Genomic DNA, 18,631 nt, shown 5'->3' with positions numbered 1-18,631 from the left:
TAGGATTCCCCGCTCGAACACGGCCCGCAGGCCGTCCATAAGATCGTTTTCGTGAGTAGCCATGGTCGACAAACTGACGCATCTGAAACAGCTGGAGGCCGAAAGCATCCACATCATCCGCGAGGTCGCCGCCGAGTTCGATAACCCGGTGATGCTGTACTCCGTCGGTAAAGACTCCGCCGTGATGCTGCACCTTGCGCGCAAGGCATTCTTCCCGGGCAAACTTCCGTTTCCGGTGATGCACGTCGACACCCAGTGGAAGTTCAAGGAAATGTACGCGTTCCGCGACCGCATGGTCGAAGAGCTCGGCCTGGACCTGCTGGTACACGTCAACCCCGAGGGTGTTGCGCAGGGTATCAACCCGCTGACCCACGGCAGTGCCAAGCACACCGACATCATGAAGACCGAAGGCCTCAAGCAGGCCCTCGACAAGTACGGCTTCGACGCCGCATTCGGTGGCGCCCGTCGCGACGAAGAGAAGTCCCGTGCCAAAGAGCGCGTGTATTCGTTCCGTGACAGCAAGCACCGCTGGGACCCGAAAAACCAGCGCCCGGAGCTGTGGAACGTCTACAACGGCAAGGTCAACAAGGGTGAATCGATCCGCGTATTCCCGTTGTCGAACTGGACCGAACTGGACATCTGGCAGTACATCTACCTGGAAGGCATCCCGATCGTGCCGCTGTATTTCGCAGCCGAACGTGATGTCATCGAGATGAACGGCACCTGGATCATGATCGACGACGAACGCCTGCTCAATCACCTGAGCGACGAAGACAAGGCGCGCATCGTCAAGAAGAAGGTCCGTTTCCGTACACTGGGCGACTACCCGTTGACCGGTGCTGTCGAGTCTGAGGCCACCAGCCTGACCGACATCATTCAGGAAATGCTCCTGACGCGAACTTCCGAACGCCAGGGCCGAGTCATCGATCACGATGGCGCCGGTTCCATGGAAGAAAAGAAACGTCAGGGTTATTTCTAAGGGGTTGTCATGTCGCACGCATCTGATTTGATCAGCGAGGACATCCTCGCCTACCTGGGCCAGCATGAACGCAAGGAAATGCTGCGCTTTCTGACTTGTGGCAACGTCGACGACGGCAAGAGCACCCTGATCGGGCGCCTGCTGCACGACTCCAAAATGATCTACGAAGATCATCTGGAAGCCATTACCCGCGACTCGAAAAAAGTCGGCACCACCGGCGAAGACATCGACCTGGCGTTGCTGGTCGACGGCTTGCAGGCCGAGCGTGAGCAGGGCATCACCATCGATGTCGCCTACCGCTATTTCTCTACCGCCAAGCGCAAATTCATCATCGCCGATACCCCCGGCCATGAGCAGTACACCCGCAACATGGCCACCGGTGCATCCACCTGTGACCTGGCGATCATCCTGGTCGACGCCCGTTACGGCGTGCAGACCCAGACCCGTCGCCACAGCTTTATCGCCTCGTTGCTGGGCATCAAGCACATCGTGGTCGCCATCAACAAGATGGACCTCAACGGCTTCGACGAAAGCGTATTTGAGTCGATCAAGGCCGATTACCTGAAGTTCGCCGAAGGCATCGCGTTCAAGCCGAGCACCATGGCATTCGTGCCGATGTCCGCGCTCAAGGGCGACAACGTGGTGAACAAGTCCGAGCGCTCGCCGTGGTACACCGGCCAGTCGCTGATGGAAATCCTCGAAACCGTCGAAATCGCCAGCGACCGCAACTACACCGACCTGCGTTTCCCGGTGCAGTACGTCAACCGTCCGAACCTGAACTTCCGTGGTTTCGCCGGCACCCTGGCCAGCGGCATCGTGCACAAGGGCGACGAAGTCGTCGTGTTGCCGTCGGGCAAGAGCAGCCGCGTGAAATCCATTGTCACCTTCGAAGGTGAGCTGGAGCATGCAGGCCCTGGTCAAGCGGTGACGCTGACCATGGAAGACGAGATCGACATTTCCCGTGGCGACTTGCTGGTGCACGCCGATAACCAGCCGCAAGTGACCGACGCCTTCGACGCCATGCTGGTGTGGATGGCCGAAGAGCCGATGCTGCCGGGCAAGAAGTACGACATCAAGCGCGCCACGACTTACGTGCCGGGCTCGATCACCAGCATCGTCAATCGCGTGGACGTGAACACCTTGGCCGAAGGCCCTGCCAGCTCGTTGCAGCTGAACGAGATCGGTCGGGTCAAGATCAGCCTCGACGCGGCCATTGCGCTGGACGGTTACGACAGCAACCGCACCACGGGTTCGTTCATCGTCATCGACCGTTTGACCAACGGCACGGTCGCGGCCGGCATGATCATCGCTCAGCCGCTGGCGCATGGCAGCAGCTCCCACCACGGCAAACTGGCCCATGTAGCCACCGAAGAACGCGCTCAGCGCTTCGGTCAGCAACCGGCCACCGTGTTGTTCAGCGGCCTGTCGGGCGCTGGCAAAAGCACCCTGGCGTATGCGGTTGAACGCAAGCTGTTCGACATGGGGCGCGCGGTGTTTGTACTCGATGGCCAGAACCTGCGTCATGACCTGAACAAAGGTCTGCCGCAGGATCGCGCCGGGCGCACCGAGAATTGGCGTCGTGCGGCGCACGTTGCGCGTCAGTTCAACGAAGCCGGCCTGCTGACACTGGCGGCGTTCGTTGCCCCGAGTGCCGAAGGTCGTGAGCAGGCCAAGGACCTGATCGGCAAGGAGCGTCTGCTGACGGTCTACGTCCAGGCCTCGCCGACGGTCTGCGCCGAGCGTGATCCGCAAGGTCTGTACGCGGCGGGTGGCGACAACATCCCGGGCGAATCCTTCCCGTACGACGTGCCGCTGGATGCCGATCTGGTGATCGACACCCAGTCGCTGTCGCTGGAAGAAAGCGTCAAGCAAGTGCTGGATCTGCTGCGCAAGCGTGGCGCGATCTAAGCGTTAGCTGAAAACAAAAAGCCCGCAGATGAGTGATCATCTGCGGGCTTTTTTGTGTACTTTTGATCGTCAAGATCGCAGCCTGCGGCAGCTCCTACAGGGAAGATGCACACCCGATTAATCGCGGTTGTACTCGGTCTGTGTAGGAGCTGCCGAAGGCTGCGATCTTTTGATCTTAGGTCACTGGATACTCACGGTGCATCTGCCCCAGCAACGCATCCTTGTCCTGCCACAATTGATTGATCCAGCCCTGAAACTCCAGGCGATACACCCCGTCCTGGTCGTAGTTCTTGCCAACGAACTGCGGTGGAATCTTCAGCTCCTGAAAGTGCACCACCACGTCCTTCACATTACCGCAGAGCAAATCCCAGTAACCCGGACGCCCGGCCGGGTAGTGGATGGTCACGTTGACGATGGCTTCCAGCTGGTCGCCCATGGCATCCAGCACGAATGCAATGCCGCCCGCTTTCGGTTTGAGAAGGTAGCGGAACGGTGAGCCCTGCTGGGTGTGCTTGCCCTCGGTGAAGCGCGTGCCTTCGACGAAGTTGAAAATCCCCACCGGGTTATTGCGGAACTTGTCGCAGGTCTTGCGGGTGGTCTCCAGGTCTTTGCCCTTCTTCTGCGGATGCTTTTCCAGATAGGCCTTGGAGTAACGCTTCATGAACGGAAAACCCAACGCCCACCACGCCAGGCCAATCACCGGTACCCAGATCAGTTCCTGTTTGAGGAAGAACTTCAGCGGGCGGATGCGACGGTTGAGCACGTACTGCAACACCATGATGTCGACCCAGCTCTGGTGGTTGCTGGTGATCAGATAGGAGTGCCGATAGTCCAGGTCTTGCAAGCCGCTGAGGTGCCAGCGTGTGCGGCAAACCAGATTCATCCAGCCCTTGTTGTTACTGATCCACGCTTCGTGGGTATGACTCATCAGCCAGCGCGCGAAACGTTGGGTGAGGGTGAACGGCAACACTTTGAACAGCGCCACACAGAACAGAAACGAGCAGAGCAGAATCGTATTCAGCGCCAACAGCAGCGAGGCGATCACGCCGCGCACGGGTGCAGGTAGAAAATCCAGCATTTAAATATCCATAGGTCGGTTGGCCGCTTGAATCGCGGTCAACGCGATGGTGTACACGATGTCGTCGACTTGCGCGCCACGCGGCAGGTCGTTCACCGGTTTGCGCAGGCCTTGCAGCATCGGCCCGAGGCTGACGCAGTCGGCGCTGCGTTGCACGGCTTTGTGGGTGGTGTTGCCGGTGTTCAGGTCGGGGAACACAAACACCGTGGCACGACCGGCCACCTGACTGTTCGGCGCCAGTTGCCGGGCCACGGTTTCGTTGGCGGCGGCGTCGTATTGCAACGGGCCGTCGATCAACAGTGAGTGTTGCTGTTCGTGGGCGAGCAAGGTGGCCTCGCGAACCTTCTCGACTTCTTCGCCACTGGCCGATTCTCCGCTGGAGTAGCTGATCATCGCCACTCGCGGAGTGATGCCGAACGCCGCTGCCGAATCGGCGCTTTGCAAGGCAATCTCGGCCAGTTCGCTGGCGCTTGGGTGCGGGTTCATCACGCAGTCGCCATAGACCAGCACTTCTTCGGGGAACAGCATGAAGAACACCGACGACACCAGGGTGCAACCCGGCGCGGTCTTGATCAGTTGCAGGGCCGGGCGGATGGTGTTGGCGGTGGAGTGAATGACCCCGGACACCAGCCCGTCGACTTCATCCAGCGCCAGCATCATGGTGCCGATCACCACGGTGTCTTCCAGTTGCTGCTCGGCCATCGGCGCGTTGAGGCTTTTGGTCTTGCGCAGCGCAACCATCGGCTCGACATAACGCTCGCGGATCAGGTCCGGGTCGAGGATTTCCAGCCCCGGTGGCAACTCGATGCCTTGGGCGCGGGCGACCGCCTCGACGTCTGCCGGCTTGGCCAGCAACACGCAACGGGCGATGCCCCGTGCCTGGCAGATCGCGGCGGCCTGCACGGTCAACGGCTCGCTGCCCTCGGGCAACACGATGCGCTTGTTGGCGATCTGGGCGCGCTGGATCAGTTGATAGCGGAACACCGCAGGCGACAGGCGCATTTCCCGTGGCGTGCCGCAGCGCTGGTGCAGCCAGTTGGCGTCGAGGTGGCTGGCGACGAAATCGGTGATGATCTCCGCGCGCTCGCGGTCGTCGATCGGGATTTCCTTGTTCAAACCGTTCAACTGGTTGGCGGTGTCGTAGGAGCCGGTACTCACCGACAACACCGGCAGGCCGGCCTGCAAGGCGCCACGGCACAGCTCCATGATGCGCGGGTCGGGCAGGGTGTCGCTGGTCAGCAGCAGACCGGCCAGAGGCACACCGTTCATCGCCGCGAGGCTGACCGCGAGGATGATGTCGTCGCGATCGCCGGGGGTCACCACCAGCACGCCGGGCTTGAGCAGCTCCACGGTGTTGCGCACGGTGCGGGCGCAAATGATGATTTTGGTCATGCGCCGGGTTTCGTAGTCACCGGCATTGAGCACCTGAGCGCCCATCAGCTCGGCCACGTCACGGGTGCGCGGCGCGTTCAGCTCCGGTTGAAACGGGATGCAGCCGAGCAGACGGAAGTCGCCACTGCGCAGCAACGGCGAGTGCTCTCTCAGGCGCGAGGCGAAGACGTCCATGCTTTCGTCGGTCTTGACCTTGTTGAGGATCACGCCCAGCACTTTCGGGTCTTTCGGCCCGCCGAACAATTGCGCCTGCAATTCCACCCGGCCGGACAATTCGGTCAGCACTTCGTTTTCCGGCGCCGAAACCAGAATCACGTCGGCGTCGAGGCTCTTGGCCAAGTGCAGGTTGACCCGCGCGGCGTAGCTGGCGCTGCGGGTCGGGACCATGCCTTCGACAATCAGCACGTCCTTGCCGATAGCGGCTTGCTGGTAAAGGGTGATGATTTCTTCGAGCAACTCGTCCAGCTGACCGTCGCCGAGCATCCGCTCGACATGGGCCAGGCCCAGCGGCTGAGGCGGTTTCAAGCCGTGGGTGCGGGCCACCAGTTCGGTGGAGCGTTCAGGGCCGGTGTCGCCCGGGTGCGGTTGGGCAATCGGTTTGAAAAAGCCGACTTTGAGGCCGGCCCGCTCAAGGGTACGCACCAGCCCGAGGCTGATGGAGGTCAGACCCACACCAAAATCGGTGGGCGCGATAAAAAAAGTTTGCATGCGGATTCTCTAAGGGTGCATGGCAATGGTGAACGCCTATGGCTGGCGTTCTACCGATATTCAGTGGTCAAGGTTATCGCTAACCGAGCCTTGTGCGCACCAACCGCAATCAAAGGGCAGGCCTATTTTTTCATTGCGCAGCACAGGGTCCAGCACCCAGGCCCGGGATTGCCACGGCGGCTGGTGCCGCAGGTGTTGGGTATGGCCGCAGGACAGCTCGGCCACCCAGTGCCCGTCCTCGTCCCGATGGAAACCTGTAATGGTCGAGGCTTTCATCGCACCCCGTTTGTCCGGGTTGTGTTCGCTTTCGGGCGATTGCTTCGCTAAACTTGGACATTCATCATTCTTATGCAAAAGGTCTCGCCCCATGCTGATCGCCGCCAATAAGGCTGTCTCCATCGACTATACCCTGACCAACGACGCTGGTGAGGTCATCGACAGCTCCGCCGGCGGCGCGCCGCTGGTCTACCTGCAAGGCGCAGGTAACATCATTCCGGGCCTGGAAAAGGCGCTGGAAGGCAAAGCAGTCGGTGACGAACTGACCGTTGCCGTAGAACCTGAAGATGCCTACGGCGAATACGCTGCCGAACTGGTCAGCACCCTGAGCCGCAGCATGTTCGAAGGCGTCGACGAACTGGAAGTGGGCATGCAGTTCCACGCTTCCGCTCCGGACGGCCAGATGCAGATCGTCACCATTCGCGATCTGGACGGCGACGATGTCACCGTCGACGGCAACCACCCGCTGGCCGGTCAGCGCCTGAATTTCCAGGTCAAGATCGTTGCCATCCGTGATGCCAGCCAGGAAGAAATCGCTCATGGTCACGTCCATGGCGAAGGTGGCCATCACCACTGATTTTCTGCGCTAAGCTTTCGAGAACTGGAGAGGCGCCCGAGGGCGCCTTTTTAGTCCGCGGCTGTCCTTGGCGACATGACCAAGTGGCTGTTTCGAGAAGAACACGGGAAATTTGGAGTCCGTCATGAGTGCTTTTCACGACCTTACATTGAAAACTTTGGATGGCCAGGAGTTACCTCTGGCGCCCTTCAAAGGGCACGTCGTGCTGGTGGTCAACGTCGCCTCCAAATGTGGCTTGACCCCACAGTACGCTGCTCTGGAAAACCTCTACCAGCAATACAAGGGCAAGGGTTTCAGCGTGCTGGGCTTGCCGTGCAACCAGTTTGCCGGGCAGGAACCGGGTACCGAGCAGGAGATCCAGGCGTTCTGCAGCCTCAACTATGGCGTGACCTTTCCGTTGTCCAGCAAGCTGGAAGTCAACGGTCACGAACGTCATCAGCTGTACCGCCTGCTGGCGGGCGAGGGCGCGGAGTTTCCGGGCGACATCACCTGGAACTTCGAAAAATTCCTGTTGGGCAAGGACGGTCGCGTATTGGCGCGATTCTCGCCGCGTACGGCGCCGGATGATCCTTCTGTTATCCAGGCTATCGAAAAAGCGTTGAGCTGAAATAAAGATCAAAAGATCGCAGCCTTCGGCAGCTCCTACAGGTGTTCACATTCCTCCGTAGGAGCTGCCGAAGGCTGCGATCTTTTCGTTTCTAATCCTTAATCACTTAAATCAATAGTGCTGTTCAATACTTGGCTCTCCCCATATTATCGCCGTCATAAAGTCTATGTTCCGTGGAGCGTCCAATGCCTGTCAAAGCCCTGTTCAAGCCTTTTCACCTCGGCGCTCTCGAACTGCCGACCCGCGTCGTCATGGCGCCGATGACCCGCTCGTTTTCGCCGGGCGGCGTGCCCAACTCCAAAGTGATTGAATACTACCGTCGCCGCGCTGCCGCCGGAGTTGGCCTGATCATCACCGAAGGCACCACTGTCGGTCACAAGGCCTCCAACGGTTACCCGAACGTGCCGCACTTCTACGGTGAAGCCGCACTGGCCGGCTGGAAAAAAGTCGTCGATGCAGTGCATGCCGAGGGCGGCAAGATCGTTCCGCAGCTGTGGCATGTGGGCAGCGTGCGCCGCATCGGCACCGAGCCGGATGCCAGCGTGCCGGGTTATGGTCCGTCGGAAAAACTGAAAGACGGACAGGTCGTGGTTCACGGCATGACCCAGCAGGATATCCAGGAGGTGATCGCTGCGTTCGCCCAAGCCGCCAAAGACGCCCAGAGCATCGGCATGGACGGCGTGGAAATCCACGGTGCCCATGGTTATCTGGTGGACCAGTTCTTCTGGGAAGGCAGCAACCAGCGCACCGACGAATACGGTGGCAGCGTGGCCAACCGTTCGCGCTTTGCCATCGAACTGATTCAGGCGGTGCGCGCAGCGGTTGGCGAGGGCTTCCCGATCATCTTCCGTTTCTCCCAGTGGAAGCAGCAGGACTACACCGCGCGTCTGGTGCAGACGCCAGAGGCGTTGAGCGAATTTCTCAAGCCGTTGTCCGACGCCGGCGTGGATATTTTCCACTGCTCGACACGCCGTTTCTGGGAGCCGGAGTTCGACGGTTCCGAACTGAACCTGGCCGGCTGGACCCGCAAGCTCACCGGCAAGCCGACCATCACCGTTGGCAGCGTCGGTCTGGATGGCGAGTTCCTGCAATTCATGGTCAACACCGACAAGATCGCACAGCCGGCCAGCCTGGAAAAACTGCTGGAACGTTTGAATAACGATGAGTTCGACCTGGTGGCGGTGGGTCGTGCGTTGTTGGTGGACCCGGACTGGGCGCAGAAAGTGCGTGACGGTCGTGAGCAGGACATCCTGCCGTTCAGCCGTGATGCGTTGATGACGCTGGTTTAATGTGGCGAGGGGGCTCGTCGGAACGCCGCACCGCCCCGTTGGGCCGCGAAGCGGCCCTGAAACCTGAAAATGTTTTTCATCAGATACACCAGCGTGCGCTGGGTTTACGACTGCTTCGCAGCCGAACGGGGCGATGCGGCGTTCCGACAAGCCCCCTCGCCACGAGGATCGCGGCAAGCCCCGCGCAACTGCCCCTCGAACTGCTCGATAATCGCCGCCCAGCCCTGACGGCTTGCATGCTGGCGGGCATTGAGCCGCACGCAGCGCAAGGTTTCGCGCTCCTCCAGCAGCCAACGTGCCGCATCGCAGAACGCCTGTTCATCCCCGGGCATGGCCAATACGCCGTTGTAGCCATGGCGAATATGCTGAGCCGCCGCAGCCTGATCGTACGCCACCACCCCCAGCCCTGAGGCCAATGCCTCAAGCACCACATTGCCGAAGGTTTCGGTCAGGCTCGGAAACAGAAACACATCCCCCGAGGCATAGTGACTGGCCAGCGCTTCGCCGCGTTGTGAGCCGCAAAAAATCGCCTCGGGCAATTCCTTTTCCAGCGTCGCTCGTTGCGGACCGTCGCCGACCACAATCAATTTCATGTTCCGCTGTGGATAAGTGGTTTTCAGCGTGTCGAAACTGCGCTTGAGCAGACCAAGATTCTTCTCCTGGGCCAAACGTCCTACGTGGATGAAGGCGATGTCATCCTCGGCCAGTCCCCATTGCTCACGCAGTGATTTCAGTCGTCTGGCCGGATGGAACAACTGGCTGTCGACGCCTCGAGAGAGCAGCGCCAGGCGCTCGAAACTGCGGCGCTCCAGCTCCAGTCGCTGGCTGGCGCTGGGCACCAGGGTCAGGGTCGAGCGATTGTGAAACCAGCGCAGGTAGTGGGTCAGCAAACGCGTCAGCAACCCGAGCCCGTACTGGTTGGAGTACTGCTGAAAATTGGTATGAAAGCCGCTGACCACCGAAATCCCCAAACGCCGTGCCGCGCGCAACGCCGACAACCCCAGCGGTCCTTCGGTGGCGATGTACAGCACATCCGGGCGATGGCGCTTCCAGCGCCGCAGCAACTTGTGCATCGACGACTGCCCCCATTGCAGGCCGGGATAACCCGGCAGCGGCCAGCCCCGACACAGCAGCAACTCATCATTGCTGCCCATCAGCGGGTCGCCGCCCTGACGTGGCCGCACCAACTCGACCTGATGCCCGCGCGCACGCAAACCGTCGAACAATCGGCCAAGGGTATTGGCCACGCCGTTGATTTCCGGGGGGAAGGTTTCGGTGATCAGGGTGATATGCAGAGCTGTCGTCATGACCTCAGTGTCGGCTGAGGCCATGTCGTCATTGTGACGGTGGGATGATGGATATGTGACGCGATTAACGGCGCTCTGCCACCAGATTCTCCGCGCCACGCTCACGCACCCAGAACAACGTCGCTCCGGCCACCGCCGCCGGCATCATCAGGATATTCACCACCGGAATCAGCAGCACCAGATAAACGATCCCGCCGAAGCTCATGCTCTGCCAGCGCTTCTTGCGCAGCCAGGCGAGCATCTCGTTCCAGCCCAGCTTGTGGTTGTCCGCCGGGTAGTCGATGTACTGGATCGCCATCATCCACACCCCGAACAGCAGCCACAGCGGTGCGGCAATAATGTTGACCACCGGGATGAACGACAGGATGAACAGCCCGATGGCCCTTGGCAGGAAGTAGCCGAGCTTGCGCATTTCCCGGGTCAGGGTACGGGGGATCATGGCGATCAGTTCGCCCCAGCTGAAGGTCGGGAAATCGTCGGTGCCGCGCACCACCACTTCGACTTTCTCCGCGAGGAAGCCGTTGAATGGCGCGGCGATGACGTTGGCGAGCAGGGTGAAGGTGAAGAACACCATCAACACCACCAACACCACGAATATCGGCCAGAGGATATAGCTGAGGAAGCTCAGCCAATCGGGCAGGGACGGCATCAGCGTATCGACCCATAGGCTGAACTGATGGCCGGCCAGATAGATCAATCCGACGAACAGCACCAGGTTGATCGCCAGCGGCAACAACACGAACAGACGCAGACTCGGGCTCAGGACCAATTTGAGGCCCTCGCGCAAATATTGTGGGCCGGACAGAACAGGGGCGGGCATAACGTGCTCCGAGCAAGGGGTAAACGCGCCGACCTTACCGGCTTTGCCTGGTGGGTGAAAGCGCGGTAGCGGCATCGACATTAACTGTAACAAAGGCGTCTATACATTCACTGCAACGGAATAGAGACCGCCTATGAGCTGGATTGTTAAACCGTATTTCCTTAATCTTCGCCCCCTCGATACGCTGCACCCATTCTTTTACAGGACTGTCGAGCCCAAGCCTTCCCCAAGTGCTTTCAACGGTCCTTTTTTATTCCCGCCGGCAATCCGGCGTTCCGCGCCCAGTGTTTCGGGCCGGTCAACAGGAGCAGGTCATGTCTGAAGTCCGTCATTCGCGAGTGATTATTCTCGGTTCCGGCCCTGCCGGTTACAGCGCCGCGGTCTACGCCGCCCGTGCCAACCTCAAGCCTCTGCTGATCACCGGCATGCAGGCAGGCGGTCAACTGACCACCACCACCGAAGTCGACAACTGGCCAGGCGACGTCCACGGCCTGACCGGCCCGGCGCTGATGGAACGGATGAAAGAGCACGCCGAGCGCTTTGAAACCGAGATCGTGTTTGATCATATCAATGCCGTGGACTTCGCTGCCAAGCCGTACACCCTGATTGGCGACAGCGCGACTTACACTTGCGATGCACTGATCATCGCTACCGGTGCCAGCGCTCGTTACCTGGGCCTGCCGTCGGAAGAAACGTTCATGGGCAAAGGCGTTTCGGCCTGCGCGACCTGTGACGGTTTCTTCTATCGCAACAAGCCAGTGGCTGTGGTCGGTGGCGGTAATACCGCTGTCGAAGAAGCGCTGTACCTGGCCAACATCGCCAGCACCGTGACCCTGATTCACCGTCGCGAAACGTTCCGCGCCGAGAAGATCCTGATCGACAAGCTCAATGCCCGGGTTGCCGAAGGCAAGATCATCCTGAAGCTGAACGCGACCCTGGACGAAGTGCTGGGCGACAACATGGGTGTGACCGGTGCTCGCCTGAAGAACAACGATGGCAGCTTCGACGAAATCAAAGTCGACGGCGTGTTCATCGCCATCGGCCACACCCCGAACACGTCGTTGTTCGAAGGTCAGCTGACGTTGAAAGACGGCTACCTGGTTGTACAGGGCGGCCGTGACGGCAACGCCACTGCCACCAGCGTCGAAGGTATCTTTGCTGCCGGTGACGTGGCCGACCACGTTTATCGTCAAGCCATCACCTCGGCCGGCGCCGGCTGCATGGCGGCACTGGACACCGAGCGTTACCTCGACGGCCTTCAGAACGCTTCGTTCTGATTCCGCAGGACGCAAAAAACCGGCCTCGGCCGGTTTTTTTGCGCCTTCAGAAAAATGCAGTAAACCTGTGGGAGCGGGCTTAAATGCTCAAGCCAGTTTCTGTAGACACGCCTCAAGAATATCCAGCCCTTCTTCCAGCACGGCGGCCTCAGTGGTCAATGGCGCGAGCAGCCGAATGATGTGGCGCGACTTGCCGCTGGGCATCAGCAGCAAGCCCGACTCTCGCGCCAAGGCCAGCAGTTGTGTCAGTTGCGCCGAAGCCGGTGTGCCGTCGGCATTGATCAACTCAATGCCGCGCATCGCACCCACGCCGGTCAAACGGCCCAGATACGGTGACAGTCCGCGTGCTCGCCAGGCTTCGTAGCGGCTGACAATCGCTTCTTCCTGCTGCGAGCCCCAAGCGTGCAGATGTGCATCACTCATTTCATCCAGGGTCGCCAACGCGGCGGCGCAGGCGATGGGATTTCCTGAGTAGGTGCCGCCCAGTCCGCCCTTGGGCAAGTTGTCGACTAGCGACTTGCGCCCGACAACCGCACCCAGCGGCACGCCGCCGGCAATGCTTTTGCCCAGCAGGATCAGGTCCGGCTCAATGCCCAGTCGCGAAAACGCAAACCGCTGGCCGGTGCGGCCGAAGCCGGACTGGATTTCATCGGCGATCAGCAGAATGCCTTTGTCATCACAGAAACGCCGCAGCGCCTGGGCGAATTCCACATCCATCGCCAGAAAACCGCCTTCGCCCTGCACCGGCTCGACGATAAAACAGGCCACGTCATTCACGTCGATCTCGACGCTGAACAGCCGATCCATTGCCTTCAGGGCCTCGGCGCAGGTCACGTCATTGTCTTTGCTGGGGAAGGGCAGGTGGTACACCGGCCCCGGCAGCACGCCGACTTTCTGCTTGTAGGGCGCGACCTTGCCGTTGAGGTTGAGGGTGGCCAGCGTGCGGCCGTGGAAGGCGCCGTCAAAGGCAATGATCGCGGTGCGGCCGGTGGCGCCACGGACGATCTTCAGGGCGTTTTCCGCCGCTTCCGCGCCGCTGTTGGTGAGCATGCCACTGACCGGGTAATCCACCGGAATAAACGCAGCCAGGCGATCCATCAGTTCGATGTAAGGCACATGGGGAGCCGCATTGAACGCGTAGTGGGTCAGGCGGGTGGCTTGTTCACGAATGGCCTCGACGATGCGCGGATGGCAATGGCCGAGGTTCAGTACGCCGATTCCCCCGACGAAGTCGATGTAGCGCTTGCCATCGGTGTCCCAGACTTCGGCATTTTTGCCGTGGCTGAGACTGATGGGGTGAACAATGGAAATCGATTGACTGATGGTTTCGCGGCGCATGGATGGCTGACTCTGAAGAAGGGATACTTCTTTTTATCTAAGCCGCGAGCAGAGGTGCCCGGCAAACGAAATAAAGTTGCCGGGTCAATCTTAAAAGTCGGGATGTGCGGTAAGAGATGAATGGCAAAAGATCAAAAGATCGCAGCCTTCGGCAGCTCCTACAGGGATTGCGCGTTATTCAAGATTTGCGCAAATACCGTAGGAGCTGCCGAAGGCTGCGATCTTTTGATGTTGATCTTTCGCGAATCAGCGGCGTGTCAGTGGCTGCTGAGCGAACTTCACACCGGCCAGGCCATGGGCAATCAGAGCCCGAATGTTACCGTGGTCGCTGCCTTCGGGCGTGGCCACCACCGAACGATAATGCTCGCCAAACGCCAACAACGCTTCTTCATTGCTCAGACCTTCCAGCAGCGCCAGGCCCAGGGTCTTGCACGAGCCTTCGTTCTGCCCGGCTGCGTTTTCCACGCCACCGTTGTTGAAAGCCTGGGGCTGGTAGTCATAAACGGCGGCAATGAACGCCAGGGTGTCGGCGAAAACGTGTTCGCCGCTGTTGAGGCTGGCGCGCAGGGTGTTCAAATCACTCATTGGGTTTTCCTTTGGCGAACGCCGCTTGTTGGTCGGCGCTGGCTTCTTTCTGGTATTGGGCTTTCCACTCGGCGTACGGCATGCCGTAAACCACTTCGCGGGCTTCATCGAGGCTGACGTCGATCTGGCGTTCGTCGGCCGCGGCCTTGTACCACTTGGACAGGCAGTTGCGGCAGAAACCCGAGAGGTTCATCAGGTCGATGTTCTGCACGTCCTTGCGGCTGTCCAGGTGGGCAACCAGCCGGCGAAAGGCGGCGGCTTCAAGTTCCAGGCGTTGTTGATCGTTCATGATGGGCTCTGTGCAATCAAATCGTGGCGCGGATGATAAAAGCCTGGCGAGCGATGCGCCAGACGCGGTCAGCGGCTTGCGGCCAGGGTAATCGACACCGACTCGGCGAAGCGCAGGGCGTGGGGCTTGTCGACTTCGACTTCGGCATACAGCACCGACTCATTGGCCATGATCAGGTCCAGCAGCTCCTGGGTCAGGCGCTCGAGCAGGGCAAAGCGATTGCCTTCCACGTGGGCAATGATCGCCTTGGTGATGGTGCGGTAGTTCAGCGCGTGATCGATGTCGTTGTCACGCACGGCGTCCTGGGCGGCATACAGGATGGTCAGGTTGATCAGCACATCCTGCTTGTTGAGGATTTCGTCCTCGTTGATCCCGATGAAAGTTCGCAAACACAGGTCCTTGACCCGGATGCGTGCCATTCCTGGTTGAAGTTGTGGCATTGCTACTTGCTCCGTCCAATCAATTGCAGGAACTCCTGGCGGGTGTTGCTCGACTCGCGGAAGGCGCCGAGCATCACCGAGGTGTTCATGGTCGAATTCTGTTTCTCGACGCCGCGCATCATCATGCACATGTGCTGGGCTTCGATGACCACCGCGACACCGGCGGCATCGGTCACTTGCTGCACGGCTTCGGCGATTTGCCGGGTGAGGTTTTCCTGGATTTGCAGGCGGCGGGCGAACATATCCACAAGCCGTGCAATCTTCGACAGGCCCAGCACCTTGCCCGTTGGAATATAAGCCACATGCGCCTTGCCGATGAAGGGCAGCATGTGATGTTCACACAGCGAGTACAACTCGATGTTGTCGACAATGATCATTTCATCGTTGTCAGAGGCGAACAGTGCGCCGTTGACGATCTCTTCGACACTCTGTTCGTAACCGTGACACAGGTATTGCATGGCCTTGGCGGCGCGCAACGGGGTGTCTTGCAGCCCTTCGCGGTCGGGGTTTTCACCGAGGCCGATGAGGATCTCGCGATAGCTCTGGGACAGGGCGTTGTGGGGCAGGGATAACGTCATGGGGACATCCTCGCGGGGGCGGCTTATTTGACGTGCCGTCCGCCATTGACGGTCAGGGTCGTGCCGGTGACATAAGGGTTGTCGAGCAAATAGCGCAGGCTCTGGTAGATCACTTCGCTGCCGGGTTCGATGCCCAGTGCGGATTTGGCCAGGACCCTGGCGCGGTACGCCGCGTCGTCGTCGGGATTGAACAGTAGCAGGGCTGGCGCGATACCGTTGACCTTGATGTCTGGCGCGTACTTGGCGGCAAAGGACAGGGTCAGGCTGTCGAGCCCGGCTTTGCTGGCGCAGTAGCCGATGTGCTTGCTGCTGCCCTTGCGGGTCACGTCATCGCTGATGTGCACGATGTCGGCGGGGCTTGAGCGTCTGAGTAAATCGGCACAGTGCAGGTTGATCAGGTAGGGCGCCAGCATGTGCACGCTGAACATGCGGGTGAAGGCTTCGACTTCGGCGCCCGGGGTTTCGGCCAGCCATTCGGAGGCGTTGTGGACTATCGCCCGCAGGCTGTCGGTGTGGTTCTTCAGTTCACCGATGAACGCGAGAATTCCGGCCTCGCTGGAAAAGTCCGCGAACACCGCGGTCGCTCCCAGATCGCGCAGGGTCTTTACGCCGGGGCGTTCGCTGCGGTAACTGAAAATGACCGGATGGCCGTCTTCGAGCAAACGCTGCGCGCAGTGCAAGCCGACACGCTGGCCGGCACCGGTGATGAGGATGGGGGCTGCGGAAGAGGTCATGAACGGCTCGCGTCGCGGTTAGAGCAAAACTATACCAGCGACGGGAGTCGTGCACCTACGCTCCTGCAAGAGTTACTGATTTTGGGTAGTAGGCGTTGCGGGCAACGGTTGTTGCGGTGCGGTGTTCAGCCAGCCGGCCAACAGATGGGTCGACAATGGAATGAAGAAATAGACCATCAGCGGCGTCAGGCACAGGGTGCTGACGAACACCCGGGCCAGTAATCCTGTTTCGGCCAATAACGGTCCCAGTACAAAGTTGAACAGCAGGGACACGGGAAAGAACGCCAGCCAGATCGCCACGGCCTGCTTCCAGCGTGGCGGGCGTTGCCCTACCGCACCGAACCAGCCATCGATGCCACTGACCCGATGCTCCGAAGGATGGGCAAACAGATTGCTGCCGCGTCCCAGCCAGGCAGTACGCGAGGCGGAATGCTCCCAGGCATGCAGGGTCTGCTCGTCGGCGAAGCGGAAAATAATCTGGAATTCGTCATCGTCGGGTGGCGGAGCGAGCACGCCAGAGCCGAGGTAACCGGGGAAGTCGGTGGCCAATTGTTCGCCTTCGCGCAACCAGGCCATCAGGTCCTGATAACGCCCGTCGGCGACGCGACGCGCAACCATCAGCGTGACGGGGGAAGTAGACATTGTGTATCTCCATATGACAAACGCGTCGCTCCGGATAAGAGCTTCGCCAGACACAGCGCCGGGGTGGTGGGCTGCGTCTCGGGACAAGCAAGGATTATTCCTGATTACGTCATGGACGTCAGTACCAACTTCTTTCAACTACGTGTTGAAAGCTACCGGGGCAGGAGAGTTAGAATGGGATCCAATATTTTACATGGACGTAAATCCAAAGATGCCTGCGCTGACCGACGTTACGCCTGGCTTGTCCTCTGGTATCTCCCTGATTCGAGAAGAGCTGTTCCCGATTCGTGAGGTCGCGCGCATGACAGGAGTCAACCCGGTCACGCTTCGAGCCTGGGAGCGACGCTACGGGCTGATACAGCCCACCCGCACCGAAAGCGGGCACCGTTTGTATTCGATGATCGATATCGAGCGTGTCCGCAGCATCCTCGGCTGGATCGAGCGCGGTGTCGCGGTCAGCAAGGTTGGCAAGATACTGGCCAAGACCGAACCGCTCCAGGCGCTGGAGCGGATCATTCCCGACGAGCTCGTTCAAGCCGACTACGGCCAATGGCAGCAGCAGGTCAAGGCGGCGGTGAGTGTTTTTGACGAAGTTCAGCTGGAACACATCTACGGTCAGATTTTTTCCAGTTATCCGCTGACAGTTGTATTCCAGGACATTCTGATTCCGATCTGGAAGCTATTGCTACAACGCCAAGATGCGTTCGGTCAGACCAGCGAGTGGCTTTTTCTGGATGGCTTTCTGCGTTCTCGAGTATTGCAACGCCTGCTGCTGGTGCGTGTCATGCAACCGCGACGAGTGATTGTCTGCGCCTTGGCCGACCAATGTCGTGAACTCGAAGTGTTGGTCACGGCGCTGTATCTGAGCAGCATCGATTCGGCTATTCAGTTGTTGGCGATCGGGCAGCCCTTCGACGAGTTGATCCTGGTCTGTGAGAAGATCAAGCCCAGGGCGCTGGTGTTGATTTCCAATCACGCGCCGACTGCCGAACTGCCTCGACGTTTGAACCGTCTGGCCATGGGGCTGGAATGTCAGCTGTTTCTGGCCGGGGATGCGTCCGACCTGGCGCAAGAGAGTCTGGCCGGGTCGTCGGTGGGTTGCCTTGGAAACGAAGGGGGGGTGATGCGCCAGCGTCTGAAACAGTTCCTGGCGGGAAACCTGGATACCTGAGATTCAAATATGCAAAGCAGGATGGGTCAGGCGATGTTGCTGAAGGATGTACTGACGCAGACGCTCGGTTTCGTCCTTGTCACTCTGGCTCAACTCGTAGGCGTAGAAACCTTGCTCGGTCTCACGCTCCAGGGTGCCGCGCAATGCAATCCGCTCATAGCCTGACGGGCTGAACCACAGCGCGAAGTGCTTTGGCGCCTTGGTCTTGTTGCGAACTTCCAGCAAAACCCCTTTGAACGATATTTCGTGCACCCACATCGTGCCGGGTTGCCCCTTGGCATTTTCCAGCGCCACTGGCTCTTCGAGCGCCAGGCGCCATGGCCGAATCATTGGCCCGTCTTCATAAATGCTGGGGACACCGAGGCGTAGATGCATTGCGTGAAACTCATCTTCCACCAGGTGCAGCGGGAAGGTCATTTGCTGATTTTCGAAAGTGGCCTGGATGGTGACTTGCTCATGGGCGGCCAGGCGTGTGAGCAAATCACGGATCTGCGAGCCGCCGTTGACCAGCAAACTCGACGTCGCATCCCGCACATTGAGTTGCGGGTTGTGTTGCATGGTCTGGATAAAGTCCAGCTCATCCTGGGTCAGGAGTGCGTCGCGCTGCATGATTTGCTCGAAAGAAATAATTACAAA

Annotated in this window: 20 protein-coding genes; 7 read left to right on the top strand and 13 right to left on the bottom strand. The window is 59.8% G+C overall.

Annotated elements, in window-relative coordinates:
- The first annotated feature begins 61 nt into the window (after window positions 1-61).
- Both cysD and cysN read left to right on the top strand, forming a co-directional pair.
- Complete coding sequence (cysD, locus tag ACEN9A_RS25055) at window positions 62-979, top strand: sulfate adenylyltransferase subunit CysD (RefSeq protein ID WP_007941268.1); 918 nt, start codon at window positions 62-64, stop codon at window positions 977-979.
- Between the two features lie 9 nt (window positions 980-988).
- Window positions 989-2,887 carry a sulfate adenylyltransferase subunit CysN gene (gene cysN / locus ACEN9A_RS25050; RefSeq protein ID WP_018927190.1) on the top strand — a complete coding sequence of 633 codons (1,899 nt, stop codon included), beginning with the start codon at window positions 989-991 and terminating at the stop codon, window positions 2,885-2,887.
- A gap of 175 nt (window positions 2,888-3,062) precedes the next feature.
- On the opposite strand, the gene yihG is transcribed toward cysN, so the two are convergent.
- The 3 genes from yihG to ACEN9A_RS25035 are packed head-to-tail and all read right to left on the bottom strand — an operon-like array spanning window position 3,063 to window position 6,464.
- Window positions 3,063-3,965 carry a 1-acylglycerol-3-phosphate O-acyltransferase, YihG family gene (gene yihG / locus ACEN9A_RS25045; RefSeq protein ID WP_258671154.1) on the bottom strand — a complete coding sequence of 301 codons (903 nt, stop codon included), beginning with the start codon at window positions 3,963-3,965 and terminating at the stop codon, window positions 3,063-3,065.
- Complete coding sequence (pta, locus tag ACEN9A_RS25040; RefSeq protein ID WP_258671153.1) at window positions 3,966-6,065, bottom strand: phosphate acetyltransferase; 2,100 nt, start codon at window positions 6,063-6,065, stop codon at window positions 3,966-3,968. It lies immediately after the preceding gene.
- 60 nt (window positions 6,066-6,125) lie between these two features.
- The gene (locus ACEN9A_RS25035) at window positions 6,126-6,464 is read right to left on the bottom strand and encodes a DUF3565 domain-containing protein (protein WP_258671152.1); all 339 of its coding nucleotides are present in this window, start codon (window positions 6,462-6,464) and stop codon (window positions 6,126-6,128) included.
- Between ACEN9A_RS25035 and ACEN9A_RS25030 the strand changes: the two genes are divergently transcribed.
- The 3 genes from ACEN9A_RS25030 (at window position 6,433) to ACEN9A_RS25020 (ending at window position 8,814) form a co-directional block, all read left to right on the top strand.
- Window positions 6,433-6,918: an FKBP-type peptidyl-prolyl cis-trans isomerase gene (locus ACEN9A_RS25030; protein WP_007942189.1), complete on the top strand. Its 486-nt coding sequence runs from the start codon at window positions 6,433-6,435 to the stop codon at window positions 6,916-6,918. The genes ACEN9A_RS25035 and ACEN9A_RS25030 overlap by 32 nt on opposite strands.
- A gap of 124 nt (window positions 6,919-7,042) precedes the next feature.
- The gene (locus ACEN9A_RS25025; protein WP_018927186.1) at window positions 7,043-7,525 is read left to right on the top strand and encodes a glutathione peroxidase; all 483 of its coding nucleotides are present in this window, start codon (window positions 7,043-7,045) and stop codon (window positions 7,523-7,525) included.
- Between the two features lie 185 nt (window positions 7,526-7,710).
- Window positions 7,711-8,814, top strand: coding sequence for an NADH:flavin oxidoreductase (locus ACEN9A_RS25020; RefSeq protein ID WP_258671151.1), 1,104 nt, complete (start codon window positions 7,711-7,713; stop codon window positions 8,812-8,814).
- A 104-nt stretch (window positions 8,815-8,918) separates the two neighbouring features.
- Here the strand turns inward: ACEN9A_RS25020 and ACEN9A_RS25015 are convergent, their stop codons facing one another.
- Both ACEN9A_RS25015 and cysZ read right to left on the bottom strand, forming a co-directional pair.
- Entirely contained in the window at window positions 8,919-10,145 is a 1,227-nt protein-coding gene (locus ACEN9A_RS25015) for a glycosyltransferase family 4 protein (RefSeq protein WP_019647667.1), read from the bottom strand.
- Window positions 10,146-10,185: 40 nt separating this feature from the next.
- A complete protein-coding gene (cysZ, locus tag ACEN9A_RS25010; protein WP_258671150.1) occupies window positions 10,186-10,941 on the bottom strand; it encodes a sulfate transporter CysZ in 756 nt (251 codons plus the stop codon).
- A 314-nt stretch (window positions 10,942-11,255) separates the two neighbouring features.
- Here cysZ and trxB point away from each other — a divergent pair, with 314 nt between their 5' ends.
- Window positions 11,256-12,218 (top strand): thioredoxin-disulfide reductase, encoded by a 963-nt coding sequence (gene trxB, locus ACEN9A_RS25005; protein WP_007942183.1) that lies wholly within the window; start codon window positions 11,256-11,258, stop codon window positions 12,216-12,218.
- Window positions 12,219-12,305: 87 nt separating this feature from the next.
- Here trxB and ACEN9A_RS25000 read toward each other — a convergent pair whose 3' ends face one another.
- The 7 genes from ACEN9A_RS25000 to ACEN9A_RS24970 form a co-directional block, all read right to left on the bottom strand.
- Window positions 12,306-13,556: a 2-aminoadipate transaminase gene (locus ACEN9A_RS25000; protein WP_258671149.1), complete on the bottom strand. Its 1,251-nt coding sequence runs from the start codon at window positions 13,554-13,556 to the stop codon at window positions 12,306-12,308.
- A 246-nt stretch (window positions 13,557-13,802) separates the two neighbouring features.
- Entirely contained in the window at window positions 13,803-14,141 is a 339-nt protein-coding gene (locus ACEN9A_RS24995) for a HopJ type III effector protein (RefSeq protein ID WP_258671148.1), read from the bottom strand.
- Complete coding sequence (locus ACEN9A_RS24990; RefSeq protein ID WP_018927179.1) at window positions 14,134-14,430, bottom strand: DUF1244 domain-containing protein; 297 nt, start codon at window positions 14,428-14,430, stop codon at window positions 14,134-14,136. The genes ACEN9A_RS24995 and ACEN9A_RS24990 overlap by 8 nt, the downstream gene beginning before the upstream one ends.
- A 68-nt stretch (window positions 14,431-14,498) precedes the next feature.
- On the bottom strand, window positions 14,499-14,870 hold the full coding sequence (gene folX, locus ACEN9A_RS24985) for a dihydroneopterin triphosphate 2'-epimerase (RefSeq protein WP_007942179.1): 372 nt from the start codon (window positions 14,868-14,870) through the stop codon (window positions 14,499-14,501).
- A 2-nt stretch (window positions 14,871-14,872) separates the two neighbouring features.
- Complete coding sequence (folE, locus tag ACEN9A_RS24980) at window positions 14,873-15,448, bottom strand: GTP cyclohydrolase I FolE (protein ID WP_019647673.1); 576 nt, start codon at window positions 15,446-15,448, stop codon at window positions 14,873-14,875.
- Between the two features lie 23 nt (window positions 15,449-15,471).
- Window positions 15,472-16,182, bottom strand: a complete 711-nt coding sequence (gene folM, locus ACEN9A_RS24975) for a dihydromonapterin reductase (RefSeq protein ID WP_028940304.1) — start codon at window positions 16,180-16,182, stop codon at window positions 15,472-15,474.
- Between the two features lie 72 nt (window positions 16,183-16,254).
- A complete protein-coding gene (locus tag ACEN9A_RS24970; protein ID WP_258671147.1) occupies window positions 16,255-16,824 on the bottom strand; it encodes an antibiotic biosynthesis monooxygenase in 570 nt (189 codons plus the stop codon).
- 211 nt (window positions 16,825-17,035) lie between these two features.
- Between ACEN9A_RS24970 and ACEN9A_RS24965 the strand changes: the two genes are divergently transcribed.
- On the top strand, window positions 17,036-17,995 hold the full coding sequence (locus ACEN9A_RS24965; protein ID WP_495688593.1) for a MerR family transcriptional regulator: 960 nt from the start codon (window positions 17,036-17,038) through the stop codon (window positions 17,993-17,995).
- Window positions 17,996-17,998: 3 nt separating this feature from the next.
- Here the strand turns inward: ACEN9A_RS24965 and ACEN9A_RS24960 are convergent, their stop codons facing one another.
- A complete protein-coding gene (locus ACEN9A_RS24960) occupies window positions 17,999-18,604 on the bottom strand; it encodes a hypothetical protein (protein WP_018927173.1) in 606 nt (201 codons plus the stop codon).
- Window positions 18,605-18,631: the final 27 nt, after the last annotated feature.

The sequence above is a fragment of the Pseudomonas sp. Pseusp18 genome (assembly GCF_059506005.1).
The sequence above is the reverse complement of the archived record's forward strand: the minus strand, read 5'-3'. Positions and strand labels throughout refer to the sequence as shown.